The 15,839-nt window shown below is 35.5% G+C and carries 13 protein-coding genes; 8 read left to right on the top strand and 5 right to left on the bottom strand.

What is annotated here, in order from left to right; translation table 11 throughout:
* The first annotated feature begins 417 nt into the window (after positions 1-417).
* The 4 genes from BW946_RS12555 (at position 418) to BW946_RS12540 (ending at position 6,673) form a co-directional block, all read left to right on the top strand.
* Complete coding sequence (locus tag BW946_RS12555) at positions 418-1,953, top strand: YifB family Mg chelatase-like AAA ATPase (protein ID WP_076596509.1); 1,536 nt, start codon at positions 418-420, stop codon at positions 1,951-1,953.
* Between the two features lie 317 nt (positions 1,954-2,270).
* Positions 2,271-5,627, top strand: a complete 3,357-nt coding sequence (locus tag BW946_RS21610; protein WP_076596508.1) for a DUF6443 domain-containing protein — start codon at positions 2,271-2,273, stop codon at positions 5,625-5,627.
* A gap of 1 nt (position 5,628) precedes the next feature.
* Positions 5,629-6,078, top strand: coding sequence for a DUF4265 domain-containing protein (locus BW946_RS12545; RefSeq protein WP_076596507.1), 450 nt, complete (start codon positions 5,629-5,631; stop codon positions 6,076-6,078).
* 166 nt (positions 6,079-6,244) lie between these two features.
* Positions 6,245-6,673: a hypothetical protein gene (locus BW946_RS12540; RefSeq protein ID WP_076596506.1), complete on the top strand. Its 429-nt coding sequence runs from the start codon at positions 6,245-6,247 to the stop codon at positions 6,671-6,673.
* Positions 6,674-6,915: 242 nt separating this feature from the next.
* On the opposite strand, the gene BW946_RS12535 is transcribed toward BW946_RS12540, so the two are convergent.
* Complete coding sequence (locus BW946_RS12535) at positions 6,916-8,142, bottom strand: spondin domain-containing protein (protein WP_076596505.1); 1,227 nt, start codon at positions 8,140-8,142, stop codon at positions 6,916-6,918.
* A gap of 497 nt (positions 8,143-8,639) precedes the next feature.
* Here BW946_RS12535 and BW946_RS12530 point away from each other — a divergent pair, with 497 nt between their 5' ends.
* Positions 8,640-9,041 carry a GNAT family N-acetyltransferase gene (locus BW946_RS12530; RefSeq protein ID WP_228402570.1) on the top strand — a complete coding sequence of 134 codons (402 nt, stop codon included), beginning with the start codon at positions 8,640-8,642 and terminating at the stop codon, positions 9,039-9,041.
* A 7-nt stretch (positions 9,042-9,048) separates the two neighbouring features.
* Here BW946_RS12530 and BW946_RS12525 read toward each other — a convergent pair whose 3' ends face one another.
* Positions 9,049-9,906: a LysR family transcriptional regulator gene (locus tag BW946_RS12525; protein WP_076596503.1), complete on the bottom strand. Its 858-nt coding sequence runs from the start codon at positions 9,904-9,906 to the stop codon at positions 9,049-9,051.
* A gap of 68 nt (positions 9,907-9,974) precedes the next feature.
* Between BW946_RS12525 and BW946_RS12520 the strand changes: the two genes are divergently transcribed.
* Positions 9,975-10,847, top strand: a complete 873-nt coding sequence (locus BW946_RS12520; RefSeq protein ID WP_076596502.1) for a DMT family transporter — start codon at positions 9,975-9,977, stop codon at positions 10,845-10,847.
* A 63-nt stretch (positions 10,848-10,910) separates the two neighbouring features.
* A complete protein-coding gene (locus tag BW946_RS12515) occupies positions 10,911-11,525 on the top strand; it encodes a GNAT family N-acetyltransferase (RefSeq protein WP_076596501.1) in 615 nt (204 codons plus the stop codon).
* Between the two features lie 218 nt (positions 11,526-11,743).
* Here BW946_RS12515 and BW946_RS12510 read toward each other — a convergent pair whose 3' ends face one another.
* Positions 11,744-13,948, bottom strand: a complete 2,205-nt coding sequence (locus BW946_RS12510; protein WP_076596500.1) for a S46 family peptidase — start codon at positions 13,946-13,948, stop codon at positions 11,744-11,746.
* 86 nt (positions 13,949-14,034) lie between these two features.
* On the opposite strand from BW946_RS12510, the gene BW946_RS12505 reads away from it, so the two are divergent.
* Positions 14,035-14,469: an META domain-containing protein gene (locus BW946_RS12505; protein WP_076596520.1), complete on the top strand. Its 435-nt coding sequence runs from the start codon at positions 14,035-14,037 to the stop codon at positions 14,467-14,469.
* A gap of 187 nt (positions 14,470-14,656) precedes the next feature.
* Here BW946_RS12505 and BW946_RS21605 read toward each other — a convergent pair whose 3' ends face one another.
* Positions 14,657-14,959 carry a hypothetical protein gene (locus tag BW946_RS21605; RefSeq protein ID WP_181446074.1) on the bottom strand — a complete coding sequence of 101 codons (303 nt, stop codon included), beginning with the start codon at positions 14,957-14,959 and terminating at the stop codon, positions 14,657-14,659.
* A gap of 147 nt (positions 14,960-15,106) precedes the next feature.
* A complete protein-coding gene (locus BW946_RS12495) occupies positions 15,107-15,814 on the bottom strand; it encodes a LytR/AlgR family response regulator transcription factor (RefSeq protein ID WP_076596499.1) in 708 nt (235 codons plus the stop codon).
* Between the last annotated feature and the right edge of the window lie 25 nt (positions 15,815-15,839).

Below are 15,839 nucleotides of genomic sequence, written 5' to 3'. Positions count from 1 at the left end.
TAATAAAAAGTTATTTCCGTAAAATTTTTTGAGCTATGAGGGCTCAAAATTTTCCAGAATAACTTTTTAACTTACACAGTTAGTGAAACACTACCTTTATTTTAATACTTTACGATCATAGATGCATTTCATCCTTGTTAATCTAATGACGGTCATAATTACCCCCAAAAAGGAATTTCCTCTTTCCTGCATCCGGCTTCCTGACTTACACTTGATTTTTCAGTAATTCAGACGGTATAATCTTTTTCGTTAGTTTTTAATAATGGTTGAGTCGGTACAAAGTAATTTGTACCGGTTTTTTTATTCTGAAAATTTTTGAATTTCTTTTTTAATATTTCTGTCTGACTAGAATTTCATTAACATAAACATCAGAATTTCAAAATAGTATATTCATTACTTTTACTCCAAAAACACACCATGCTGATCAAAATTTATGGAAGTGCCATTCATGGAGTGGCTGCACAGACCATTACTATTGAAGTGAACGTAGATACCGGAGGAGTAGGATACTACCTCGTAGGTCTTCCCGATAATGCTATTAAGGAAAGCAGCTACAGAATTTCTGCAGCTCTGAAGAATGTAGGATTTAAAATTCCCGGAAAGAAAATTACTATTAATATGGCTCCCGCAGATCTTAGAAAAGAAGGTTCTGCCTATGACCTTAGTATTGCAATCGGGATTTTAGCTGCTTCAGATCAGATTCTGGCAGAAGAAATTGAAAGTTATATTATTATGGGAGAACTTTCTCTGGATGGAAGCCTACAGCCCATTAAAGGTGTTTTACCCATTGCCATCCAAGCCAGAGAAGAAGGCTTTAAAGGAATTATTCTTCCAAAACAAAATGCCAGAGAAGCAGCTATTGTAAACGATCTTGAAGTATATGGAATAGAAAATATCAGAGAAGTTATTGATTTTTTTAACGAGGGAAAAGCACTTGAAAAAATGACACTGGATACCAGAAAAGAATTTCATGAAAAGATCAACGATTTTCCTTTTGATTTCTCCGAAGTTAAAGGTCAGGAAACAGCCAAAAGAGCGATGGAGGTGGCAGCAGCAGGCGGACATAATATTATCTTGATCGGGCCGCCCGGAAGCGGAAAAACAATGCTGGCCAAAAGAGTACCCAGTATTTTACCTCCTTTGACATTGAAGGAAGCTTTGGAAACAACCAAAATTCATTCCGTAGCCGGGAAAATAGGAACTGAAACATCATTAATGACGGTTCGTCCCTTCAGGTCTCCACATCATACTATTTCCGATGTTGCTCTCGTAGGAGGAGGAAGTTACCCGCAACCTGGAGAAATCTCTCTTGCTCATAACGGAGTTTTGTTTCTGGACGAAATGCCGGAATTTAAAAGAACAGTACTCGAAGTAATGAGACAGCCTTTGGAAGATCGTGAAGTAACCATTTCAAGAGCCCGGTTTACGGTCAACTATCCGGCAAGTTTTATGTTGGTTGCTTCTATGAACCCAAGCCCAAGCGGTTTTTTCCCCGATGATCCTAATAATACATCATCTGTTTACGAAATGCAACGGTACATGAATAAACTTTCAGGGCCGCTTTTAGATAGAATAGACATCCATATCGAAGTGCAGAAAGTAGAATTTGAACAGCTTTCCGGAAAAAGAAAAGGAGAAAGAAGTAAAGAAATCAGAGACCGCGTTCTCAAAGCAAGAGATATTCAGAATAAAAGATATGAGAATCTCAATATCAGCAGTAATGCCCAAATAGGGCCTAAAGAAATTGAGGCATATTGTGAACTGGATGAAACTTCCTTCAGTCTCATCAAATTAGCTATGGAGAAACTTAATCTTTCGGCAAGAGCTTATGACAGAATCCTTAAAGTCGCCAGAACGATAGCGGACCTTGAAGGATCTGAAAATATCCTGTCTCATCATATTTCCGAAGCTATACAGTACAGAAGTTTAGACCGTGAGTTTTGGAATGGATAAACGATCCAACCTCTTTTTTCTACAAAATTGCCTTCTGGTCAATTTTAAGATTGATCGAAAAAGGGTTGTTATATACTTTGGGAATCCATTGAAACTGATCATTTAATTAATGTTCTTAAGACAAGAATTCCAAACAAATAATTTTCATAATTAAATCAAATTATAATGTGACAAGTTTTGTCGTTAGCCCTCTATATATTTGACCCAATAAGCAAGTAGTAAAAATCCCTATTCAAATATGTGGTTTTCCCCATATGTGGAATTAAAAAAACTTATTATACTTGTTCTTTAAAGGATAAACTAAACACAAAATTATTATGAAAAAAAATTTATTTCTCTTTATACTGGCTATTTACAGCCAGTTATCGGGGCAATTGTCACCTACTGAGAATTACATCCAATCTATCACCTGTCTAAATGAGGATTGTGTCAGAAAATCTGAAACAGTAACCTATTATGATGGCTTAGGAAGACCTAAACAGATAGTGAATGTTAAAGCAACCACAACAGGAAAAGATTTAGTAACTCCAATCACCTATGATGGATTAGGGAGAAGAACAAAAGAAATCTTACCCACTCCATTAAGTACCTTAAATTCTGCCATACATTCAGGTGTAACAAATGAAAGTACAGCAAACTCCTATTATGGTGTTTCAAATGCTTATGCAGAAAAAGAGCTTGAAAACTCACCATTAGACCGAGTGTTGCAACTTGCACAAGCTGGTGATTCATGGAAAATGAGTTCGGGGCATACTGAAAAAATTAAATATGAAGCTAACAATGAAAATGAAGTACTGAGATTCACAACAGTTACAGCTTTAAATACAGTTAGTAATATTACCAATACACTTTCAACCCTAACAGTTACAACAGAAAACAACGGTTACTATAATGCTGCTACACTCTACAAGACTACAGTAACGGATGAAGATGGAAACCCTGTAATTCAGTTTAAAAATGGATTAGGTCAAATTTTGCTTATTCGTAATACCGATGGTACACAAGACATTGATACCTATTACGTCTATAATGAATACAATCATAAAGCATTCGTAATCCCACCCAAAGCTGTCAAACAAATTAAAAACAATGGAAACGTTGTTACACAAGATATTTTAGATGACTTATGCTATCAATATAGATATGATGGGAGAAATAGAGAAGTGGAAAAGAAAATACCAGGCAAAGGATGGCAGTATACTGTTTATGATAAACAAGACAGACCTGTTTTAGCACAAGATGCAGTTTTAAGGACTGTAAATAACAATTTCAATACTAAAGGTTGGCTTTTTACTAAATACGATGAATTTGGAAGGGTCGTTTATACAGGGTTCTTAGCTAATACAGCTACAAGACAGGCAATGCAAAGTGCATTGAATAATATGTCTGCCTATGCTGGAAACAATGAAAGGAGAAGCAGAATTCCTTTTAATTTACAAGGGATTGATATTTATTATGACAAACAGGCTTTTCCAACAGGGAGCATGATTGTACTCACCGTAAACTACTATGATACTTACCCAATAGAAGCCCCAGCCATTCCAACAACTGTTTTAGGTCAGCATACTTTACCTCAGACATTGGATGCAAATAACGATGCTTCAACAAATAGCCTTCAAGTAGCCAGCTATGTGAAGAACATTGATAATAACAACTGGACTAAAACTTATACCTACTATGACAGCAGAGCAAGACCCATAGCATTAAAAACAATCAATCATTTAGGAGGTTACAGCAATAAAGAATTCAAACTGGATTTTACTGGACTGGTTGGGGAAAGCTACACCTATCACAGAAAAACACCTAACGATGTAGAGGTTAAGATAAAAGAAAGATTTGTATACGATAATCAGAACAGAGTTTTAAAGCAATATCATCAGGTTGATAATTTACAAGAGGAACTTCTAGCTGAAAATAGCTACAATGAGATTGGGCAACAGATTAACAAAAAGACTGGAAATACTACAGGGACACCTTTACAATCCATTGATTACACTTACAATGTTAGAGGTTGGTTAACTTCAATCAACAACCCTAATAACCCTGCTAGTTTTAACAATAAACTTTTCGGGTTTGAATTAAAGTATGATAATCCAGCTTCATCATCTTTTGCACCAGCAAAATACAACGGGAGTATTTCAGAGTTTGACTGGAAAACAGCTAATGGAAACACTTTAAGAAGATACGGTTATAAATATGACAGGTTAGACAGGCTTACGGATGCTTCGTATCTTGAACCTTTAGCAACCGTTCCTGTAACCAATGGTTATGGAGAATTTTTGACTTATGATGAGAATGGGAATATCAAATCTCTGAAAAGATACCAATCGTACAACAATACTGCAATGTTGATTGATGACCTAATTTATAGTAATTACAAAGGAAATCAACTTCTTAATGTGACTGATAACAGCAGTAATAATTTAGGTTATCCAACGGGAGGCAATACTATTGCTTATGACCTTAACGGGAACATGATAAACCATGTTGACAAAGAAATTAGTAATATTTCATACAATTTCTTGAACCTGCCTAATAAAGTTACTTTCCAACAAGGAACATCATTTAATAGGGATATAGTATTTTCATACCGTGCAGATGGTGTAAAACTAAAAAAAGCATACAGTTATTTAAATCCAAGAAGTGGTGTTGTTCTAACCGAGGATACAGATTATCTTGATGGATTCCAGTATTTCGGACAAGGAAGCTTTAACAGTTTACAGTTTTTCCCAACAAGTGAAGGATACTATGATTTTCAAAAGAAACGATATGTTTATAATTATTCCGATATTTGGGGGAGTGTAAGATTGGCATATTACAACTCAAATAACACAGCTACTATAGACAGGGAGACAAATTATTATCCTTTTGGACTGGAATATCAGGGTTATAACGGTACTTACACACAAACACCAAATTATACTTATGGTTTCCAAGGTCAGGAAAGACAGAAGGAGACAGGATGGGGTTCTTTTAAATGGAGAAATAATATTCCAGAACTGGGAAGATTCTTTAATGTAGACCCTTTGGCTGAAATGTATACGTACAACTCACCTTTTGCATTTCAGGAAAATAAAATTGGTAGAGGAAAAGAGTTAGAGGGGTTAGAATTAGTACCATTTGAGTTTTTAATGATGTCTAATTCTAATATTCCTGCTACACCAGTAACAGAAGCAATGATTAGAGAGATTCCAATTGAGCCAGTTACGATTACAGTTTCCAGAGCTACACCACCTTCCCCACCTGGATTCTGGGAAAGAATTGGAAATTGGTTTGATAATTTAGTTGAGGGAGGAAAACCTGAAACAGCAACCAAGACAATGGAAAATGCTGTAGAACAGGTAAAACCCGAAACTACAGAATCTACAATTAAACCCGAAACTTTAGCAAGGGCAGAAAGATTGAATAAAACGGATAGGTCAGGAAAGGATTTTACAAAAGCTGGAAAAGAAGTAGTAAAAGAAATAAACAAAGACAAGAATGGAGGAAAAAATGTCTGTGAAGGTTGCAAACAAGAAACCGTACCATCCAGAAAATCAGAATCTGGTGTAAAACCTCCAGGTAATGAAACACAAGTAGACCATATAATTCCAAAATCTAAAGGAGGTAGAGGTAATCCAGATAATGGTCAGGTTTTGTGTAGAGATTGTAATAGATTAAAAAGTAATAATTAGAATGAGAAATAAAGTTTCACTTATTTACACTGACTTAAACGGTGTTGTGTCCGAAGAATTAATATGGGTTAAACCAATTGGAAATGAACTATATCAGATAGATAACATCCCTTTTTTTGCTCCAAACATAGCTTATGAGGATATTATAAGCATAGAACATGAAGGAGATAAAATGTATTTTGATAATTTAGTTGAAATGTCTGGAAATTCAACTGTACAGCTTGTATTTTTTGAAAAGAATAAAAACTTAGAAAATGATATTCTAAATCAAATAGAATCTTTTCAATGTAGCTGGGAAGGCATTGAAGGTGGAGGATATTACTCTATAAATATACCTGAAAATATTAGTTACAAAGATGTTAGGAAGTTCCTTGATGATAAAAATGAGATTTTAGATTATAAAGAATCATGTTTATCATCCAAGCATAGTTTGGAAATTATGCAGATGTAATCATGGCAAATCTAAAAGAAAGTGATTTTTGGAATTGGTTTAACTTAAACAATCAATTATTACTTCAGATAAGATAACCAATGATTTAATTGAACTATTAGATAGCAAAATACTAACTCTCGGAGATTTTAATTGGGAAATTAGAGAAGGCTTAATTAAACAAAACATGTTAATTATATCATGTGGTGGAAACAAAGAATTATTTCAATCAGCAAAGCATATTATTAGTTTAGCTCCAAACATTCCAATTTGGGAATTTAGCCATTATAAACCAGCAAAGGTTTGGGATTTCTCTTTATCTATTAAAGATACTTTAGGGTTTGGGGATAGTATTAGTGTTTCAAACTGGGAGTATGTATTGTTAAAATTCCCAGACAATACTTTTGACATTATTGTTAAATGTCCTAATATAACTAATCTAAAAGATGATGATAAATACACTCTTATTGACATTGTTTTAGAGAATATTTTAGGAGATGAAATAAGTTACAATTTTATAAAAAACGTAGAGATAGTGAATGATTTTGAAGATAAATATAAAAACAGTAAAACCTCAATAGTCAATTTAAAAGAACATTTTTTCTTAATTTTATAATGATGAAAATCAAAATGTTAACATTTGTTTGTCTGCGTTTTCATTAGTAAATTATCAGCAGACAAAGTTTATCTGGCAAGCGAGGCAGTTATTATGAAGGCTTTATAACCGTTACCAATAGAGGAGGAGAGCAGTATTTGGAAGGAGCACTGAAACAATAATAAAACGGATATACTTTTATTTTTCCCGAATAGAAAGAAAAAGGTCAAACAGTATTGTCTGACCTTTTCTTTATCTGAAGATTAATTAACAGTTACTTTAATCACATTCTGTACAGCAGGAAGAGGATATTGGGTTCCCACTTTTGAAATAATCATATTTTCACTTTGTGGAGTTCCCCCAAACAAAGCCTGATGATTTCCAGCACCCGGATATTGATCAATACCCGTTCCGGAATCAAATAATGAAGTTTTCAAACTAAGATCTCCCGTGGTATTGGCATCAATATTTTGTTCATTGGCATAGAACCAGTCATTGGAAAAACCAAACATTGTTGCATAGGCAATTTTATCACCTGGCTCAGCATTAAAATTTGTTGTAACCTTACTTCCCGGAGCTACAGGAGCATTTCCGGCAATATATACCCCTTTTACATTAGGTAAAGATTTTAAACTGTTTTGAAGCTTGGCTGCATTTCCAAACTGTGCAATATCTTTCAGACCCATACCATTGTCTAATTTACCCAATTCGTAAATTGGATTTTTATCACCATGGTAAACAACTACCAGGGCAGGAGAAAGACCCGTCATAATTCCTGTATTGGCATTTAGTTTTGTCATCATTTTACTGATATTTCCCATTTGAGCAATATCTGTGATTTCCGGATTTGATAAAGCGTTCGGAGTAAAGAACGGAGCATTGTTTAGAAGCTGAGATCCATTATAATTGGAAACTGCCCATACACCGGGAGAAAAAGGAGTTTCATTGGCAGTTCCACCAGAGGTATTGGTAATAGTGAGGGTAAACTCTGATTTTACATCATTGTAAGCGAGGTTGAGTTTCATAAGCTGAGATGCATTGACACCAGAAACCTGCATAATTGGTTTGCTTTCTACCTGTCCTGTTGTATCATCTTTTGTACCGTTGTCCCATAATCGGACACTTGAAGAAACATCACCGGTAATAGCATTTCCATTGTTGTCAAACAATTTGATGCCCGGCTGTTGGGAGGCAAAAAACCAATCTTTTGAAGCTCCGTACATCGTTGCGAACATTAAAGCCTGTGCTTTTCCTGCACTGAATTTTACAGAAACAGATTGTCCCGGTAAAATAATGGGAGGAGTTCCTGTTCCCTGAAAACTTCCGCTTTCTACAAAATCTTTCGGAGTTACCACATTTTCAAAAGTAATGGTTCTTTGGAAAGAGGAATTCATCATCATGTCGTCATCCGAATCACGGCATGAAGAAAGAGTAAATGCGGCTACAGTTGCTGCAGCTAAAATTGATGTTCTGAAAATAAACCTGTTCATAAAAGCAAATTTTTTATAGTTATAAATTGATATCTGTAACTATAGTCGGCTACTTTTTGAGATCCTGACAAAATAATATTTTCTTGATTCAATTTTTTTGTTGTACAGCTTTTAAGAGTGAAAAATAAGGGTGATTTATTTCCCTTTTTCCCATCCAGAATCGTCTGGATCATTTTTATTTTTTCTGTTTTCCATAGTTTCAGGTTTCTTAGCTTCTTCTATCCAGCGGATGTATTCCTTTGTGTGTAGCTCATTGCATCAAATAAATGTTTCTACACATCAAAAATAAAAAACTGCGAAAGCAAATTTCATGGTTTCAAAACAGATCAGATTTTTTAGAGGTATTTTCACCTCGTTTAATGCTAAAATCGAATTAGTTTATCAAAAAACAGCATTTTTCGGTATTACAAGTTGGGTTAATTTTGCCCCTATAATTTTTACCAGTCAGTAATATGGAAGTAAAGCATGTAATTAAATCTTTTCAAGAACTGAATTCTATGGAGCTATATCAAATATTGAAACTTAGAAATCAGGTCTTCATCGTTGAACAGAATTGTGTATATCAGGATATTGATAATAAAGATTTGGAGAGTTATCATCTCATGTGCATAGTTAATGGTGATATTGCGGGGTATACCAGACTTATTCCTCCGGGAGTTTCTTATGATGATGCATCCATTGGGAGAATTGTTATTGGATTGTCATACAGGAGATTGGGTCTGGGAAGAGCGTTGGTGCGAAAATCAATTGATGGCTGCGGAAAGTTTTTTACTAAATCCCCAATTCGTATCAGTGCACAAAGCTATCTGTGTGAATTTTATACATCATTAGGTTTTAAAAAAGAAGGAGATCTATACGAAGAAGATGGAATACTTCATATTGAGATGGTATGTCCTTAATTAAGGATTAGATCAGATTGAGTATATTTTTGAGAATCGGATTAGGATCATCGTTTCGCCAGTTGATATAAAGTGCGGTGACAAAAGGGAGTGGAATAAATCGTATTCCCACATATTGATGTAAGCTGTAGGAGTAGGGTAAAATCGAAATGCCCAAACCATTTTTTATAAGAGAAATCACTGTTGAGCCAAACTCGCATTGTATGGAAGAGTCTGGTTGCATATTATAAGACGTAATAATTTCTTTAACAATATCATTATAACTGCTATTATGATCTTGTGTTGTAAGAATTAATTTTTCTTTTTTCAGAGATTGTTCTGTTATATCCTCTAAAGATCTGAAAACATGATGTTCAGGAACTACAAATGAAAGGTTTTCATGATTAAGTTTCTTGTGGTTAATAGTAGGAGATGACGTTAAATCCCTTGTAAACACAATATCAACCTTATAGTTTTTAAGGTATTCCTCTTCATTCTCTGTGGTCAACTGAAGTAATTCAACTTTAAGTTTAGGATAAAGATGAACTATTTTTTTAATGAATTCAGGAAGTACAGAAGAGGAGATGGAATCAGGGTAAGCTAATCTTATGGAACCACTTTCACCCAGATGAATCTGCTTAGCAAGCTGGTGTAAAGAATTTAAATGATTTAATTCTATTTCCCATTTTTCCTGTAAAAATTTTCCTGCAGGTGTTAATTTGACATTCCGCTTATCCCTGTAGAAAAGTTGTAATCCGAGCTCATTTTCCAAAGACTGGATTTGACGGCTCAGTGCAGACTGCGTGATGTGCATTTTTGAAGCTGTATTCCAAAAATGCAATTCTTTTGATAAGGCTAAGAAATATTTAAACTGATGTAAATCCATAAATCAAACAAATTTAATGATTTAAATGAATGAATCAACTCATTACATTTTATTAAAATTCTAATATTATGAGCAAAAAAAATACTTTTATACTTCTGCTGATTCTGGGCGTTGCGTTCTGGGGAATCTCATTTCCGGTTACTAAATTGTCAATCGGTAGTTTTTCGCAATCAACGTTTCTGTTTTATCGTTTTGCTGTAGCCGCCCTTGCTATAACATTAATATTCTTTAAAAACTTAAGAAGTATAAGTCTTTCATCTGTTAAAGCTGGGGTTACCTTAGCTCTTCCTCTGGCATTTGGTATTCATTTTCAAACGTTGGGGCTGGTAAAACATACCTCTGCCTCAGAGTGTTCATTTATAGCGGGAATGAGCGTTGTCCTTGTTCCGCTCTTGAAACTTGTATTGTACAAAACAAAAATAGATTTAAAAACTTGGCTGGCTGGGTTTGTAGCATTATCAGGACTGTTTGTAATTTCAATAACAAAAGAAATTACATTTAGTACAGCTAACCTCTATGTTTTAACCGGTACGCTGGGATTTGCCTTTTACTTAATTAAAGTGGAATATTTGGCCAGGGAAAGAAATATCGTGTCTTCACTTATTCCTATGTTTTGGACGGTTGCCTTTATAATGCTTGTCATTTCACTATTTGATAGTACAGCAAACTGGTTCCCAGTAAAAAATGAATTTTGGCTGGGTATCATTTATTGTGGTCTTTTTTCCACTGCCTACGTGTATTCTGTTTCCAATATCTCACAAAACTATATCAGTGCAGAGAAGGTAGCTTTAATCTATTTATTTGAACCCGTTTTTGCAGCCATCGCATCATTTTTTATTATGAATGAAGGCTTTTCCTTGCGATTGGTGGTAGGGGGCAGTCTCATTTTAGCAGCTACTGTACTATCGGAAATAAAATTCAGAAAAATCGATTTAGAATAGCCTGAATAATACTTTTAATCCGCTTTCTCACATTAATATATCAATCATATAAAACAGTTTAAAATGAATTCAAAATCATACACCCTTCCGCTTGGTCTTTCAAATGTTGAACCAGGCCATATAGCAAGCATTGTAACTTGTCTGGAAATGACAAAAAGACCAGTCCTTTCCGATCTTTTAATGCCGGAAGGTATCTCTCTTGACTTATTAAAGAATCCTGATCTCAGCGCATACAGGGAGTTATTCCGTAAAATCGGCGCTGATTGGCTGTGGTTTTCCCGCCTTATTATATCTGATGAAGAGTTATATGATATTCTTAACAGGGAGAGCACAAAAATTTTTGTAGTAAAGCAAAACGGAGTTGAAATAGGATTGCTTGAGCTTGATTTTAGTGAGAAACATACCTGTGAGCTTGTATTCCTGGGTCTTGATTCAAGTGTAACGGGTAACGGGTTGGGACGTATTTTGATGAATAAGGCCCTTCAGATTGCATGGTCTTCCGGAATTGAGCGTATGTGGCTGCATACCTGCAGTTTTGATCATCCCGATGCACTGAAATTTTATTTAAGGAATGGATTTAAACCCTATGCTGTAAAAGTTGAAGTCCATCCTGACCCACGCTTATCAGGGCATTTATCCACCGATTCTGCAGCTCATGTTCCAATTGTCAGGAACTAATTTATAGGTATGACCTGATAACTTTTTGTTCTCGGAAAGTGAAAGAAAGTAAATTTTTGCTTGAAAAATATAATTTGGCAGATCATGTAAATGATAACATTGTTGTATTTCCTCGTTTTGTTGGATAATAGCTTCAGGAATCATGAAATGTTTTTAAGTGTCAAAAATGAAAAAACCGTGAAAGTAAATTTCACGGTTTCAAAATATATCAGTTAAGATTACTTTTTAACTTTCTTAGGTGTTGTTGTAGTACCTGAGTTTTTAGTTTTTGTGTCAGCCGGAGTGTTTTCATCTCTTACAAGCTTCAATTCATCCACTAATCTTCTGGCTCCAGCAAACTTATCGATTGTCCAAAGAACAAAACGAACGTCTACGTTGATCGTTTTCTGCCATTCAGGCTCGAATACGATATCACCGCTTAATGCTTCGCTGTTTCCGTCGAAAGCGATACCAATAAGATTTCCGTCTCCATCAATTACCGGAGAACCAGAGTTACCACCTGTAATATCGTTGTTAGAAAGGAAGTTTACAGGCATATAACCTGCAGCATCAGCATACTGACCGAAATCTTTAAGGTTGTAAAGATCAATCACTCTTTGAGGAAGATCAAATTCTTCATCCCCTTTCTTGTATTTTCCAACAAGACCAGTCATATCTGTATAATAATTATCAGTAATTCCGAAATAGTTTCTGTCATTTCTGATAGGTAATTTATCTACTGTACCGTAAGTTAATCTCATAGTAGAGTTTGCATCCGGGTAGAATTTCTTTTCAGGCATAGCTTTCATTAAACCAGCTAAGAAAAGACGATTGTTTTTGGCGAAATTGTCATCTATCTTAACAAATCTGTCTGTGCTGATCTTTTGATCTGCCATGATTCCATTAGCAGCTTTCCAAAGCGGATCAGCATCAAGCTTCAATGCATCAGGATGCAATAAGAAATTCGTTGCAGAAGTTTTATTAGCGAAGATTGAAGAATATGCTAAATTAGAAACCGTTTTAGCATCCAGTCCTAAAATAGTAGCAGAAACAACGTCCGGGTTTTTAACTCTGGCTTGATAAAGACTGGTCATAGCTGCAAGCATTTCTCCTTCCAAAGACGGATTGAAGTTTTCATAAGCCGTTTTAATTGCCGCTTCAGTTTTAGCTTTCATGGCTAATCTTCCCTGCATATCCTGAGCAGCATATGCTTTAAGAACAGATCCTAGCTGTAATGCAAGGGTAATATATTTTGCATTTCTTGAAAACTGAGTAGCATAGTTTCTTTCAACATTTCTCTCAGAAACCTGCTTATAATACATTGCAATATCTTCTAAAACGCCATTGTATTGGTCGTTTCCTGGCATTGCAGCCCATTTATTGTAAGTTTCTTCAATCTTTTGTTTGTCGGAAATAGTTCCGTTTTTCTCTACTGCATCGATAGTCCCTTGTCTGTTTTTCCAGTAGTTGGCTACAGAAGCATATTGAGAAGCATAGTTAAGCTGAGTTGCTTTATCCTTGTCCATGTACTTTTTCATGACATCCATAGCCAGCTTAGAAGCTTCCACCCATGCCGGGTAATCTTTAGTTACCATCTGCTGAATTCCGTAAGAAGTCAGATAACGGTTCGTTCTTCCAGGATAACCTAAGATCATTGAGAAATCACCAGGCTTAATTCCTTTAAGAGAAACCGGAAGGAAATGCTTAGGTTTCAAAGGAGTATTGCTTGGAGAATATTCAGCAGGGTTACCTGCAGCATCAGCATATACTCTGAAAACGGTGAAGTCTGCAGTGTGTCTTGGCCATTCCCAGTTATCTGTGTCTCCTCCGAATTTTCCTAATGATGAAGGCGGAGCACCTACCAATCTGATATCTTTATAATCCTGGTATACGAAATAGTAGAATTCATTTCCGTTGAAGAAATCTTTTACTACAACAGTATATTTCCCGTTTTCAGAGTTTTCTGTCTGGATGGCTTTAGTTTCAGCATCAATAACAGCTTTTCTCTCTGCTCCGGTCATATTGTTGTTTAGTTTAGAATTGATTCTTTGTGTAGCATCATCCATTCTCACTAAAAATCTTACATAAAGATCCTTTGCATTGAATTCGTCTTTCTGTTTCATTGCCCAGAAACCGTTCTTCAAATAATCTTTTTCCGGTGTAGAAGCCGCAGCAACAGCACCGTAACCACAGTGGTGGTTGGTAAATATAAGTCCTTTATCCGAAACAATTTCACCTGTACAGAAACCACCGAAACTTACGATAGCATCTTTTAAGCTTGAATTGTTCACGGAATAAATTTCTTCAGGCGTAAGATGTAGACCCTCTTTTTGCATATCAACACCGTTAAGTCTTTTGATGAGCATTAGCAGCCACATCCCCTCATCCGCCCTCATCTGAGCAAAGCCCAGCAAGAAAGTGAATAGTAGAAATAGTCTTTTCATTTTATAAAATAATTTTTGTGTCGCTAATTTACTAATTTTTACGAGATTCTGTCCCGGATTGGTATGAAAATGGGATGATAATCCGCATGAAAAAGATACTATTACCACTTTTTGCCGTTTTACTTTTAGGACTCGTTTTAAATTGTTCCTCAATGTCCACCAGGGATCCCTTTCTTCAAAGGCAATGGATGCTTATTTCTTTTGATGGCTTTTCAAAAGATCAATTAACAGCCAATAATGCTGAAATGAATCTGACCGCCAATAAGGTAAGGGGTAAAATTCAGGCACGTGTTTATATGGGATGTAACAGGATGTCTTTTGTTTCGGAATTTAAAAAAGGTGGAAGAGTAAGCATTTCAAAAGGAGTAAGCACAATGAAAGCCTGCCAGGATATGAATCTTGAAACTTCTTTTCAGAAAAAAGTAGAGACCATGACTAATTATTCTATTGAGGGACATTTTCTTACCTTATCCGATGATCAAGGAAATTCAATGAAATTTGTAGCTGCTGATTGGGATTAAAGTTTTCTCTTATCATACAAAAGTCCGCCTTATAGCGGACTTCTTTGTTTGAAAAATCTAGTTTGGTTATCAGCTTTTTAAGGTTACCAGTTTTTGAGAGTCATTAGTTTTTGGGAATGGTTTTTTTATTTCTTCCAGGGTTGCTGTGTTGGGCAGCCTGGTAACATTCATTTTGTGTTCCTAGAATTTATAGTATTATGATATGCCTGTCTGTTGGGAATTGTTTTTTTATGTCTGCTGTATTAGTGAGATGTTTTTCTGAATTGTCTGCCGCTGCTTTTGCTTTCTCTCTGTATCCGCTTCCTTCTGCATTGGCAGTAACGACATTTCCTGTTCCTTTTTCCAGATAGGTTGTCTGACCTACGCTGTACCAAACAAAACCATTCGCTCCTGATGCATCCGGTCCGGCTTCCAAAATTGCAGATTGTGTGTGCAGTATGGGGATGAAAAAGACAGACAGAATGATACAATAAATAGATGTTCTTTCCATGGATAACAGTTTTGGTAATTAATAGATGTGTTTTCCTGAGGAATTTGGGAAGACTAAGTTACCAACTATCTCCATTGAATGACAGGATTATAGACCAACGGCAGAAATAATAGACCAATGGCATCTTGTAAATCACGAATATATTTTTTAAGGATTGAAAAAAGAAAGATTATCCTTATAGGTTCGGCCAATAGGAAGCTTGATGTGATGTGCAAGCTCTATTTCGTGACAGCTTTTTCCGCGGATAAGATGGCGTGGAACAGCATAGCTTCTGTGTATTCTGATAAAAGAATCAAAAAAATTTTTTTGCAGAAGATTTCCCAGTGAATTTAAAATACAGTAATTTTTTTCAAGAGTGATAATCCTGGTGTAATCTTTCAGAGCTTCCAGATAAAGAATATCTTTCATTTTAATCTGAAAAACATGACCTCCTTCTTTTATTTTGATACAGTTTTCTCCCAGCATAGCGTCATAGCATTCACATTTTTCTTTTACTTCAAGAAAATCAAAAAGTTTTTCCATAGAATAATGAAAGCGTTCTGCAGTAAGAGGTTTGGTAATAAAATCTAAAGTATTAATCTCAAAGGCTCCGGCCGCCAGCTCCGGATGTGAGCTTACGAAAATACAGGCGGGTATTTTATGAGCCAGTTTACGGAATTCAAAACCGCTCATTCCTTTTAAATTGGTTTCAGTAATCAGGAGATCAACAGGAATATCAAGGTAGGGAACTGCCTTTTCTGCAGCATCGAAAGTAGCGACAATTTCAATGTTTTGATATTGCCTGATGTAATGCTGAAGAACCAGCCTGTCCAGTTCATCATCATCAATAATCATACATCTGATAGGGATAATCATGATATTCCGGAAATTAGCTTTTGAT

Origin of the sequence: Chryseobacterium sp. RU33C, from assembly GCF_900156015.1 — a bacterium.
Classification (GTDB): domain Bacteria; phylum Bacteroidota; class Bacteroidia; order Flavobacteriales; family Weeksellaceae; genus Chryseobacterium; species Chryseobacterium candidae.
This window is presented reverse-complemented; position numbering and strand designations above follow the sequence as displayed.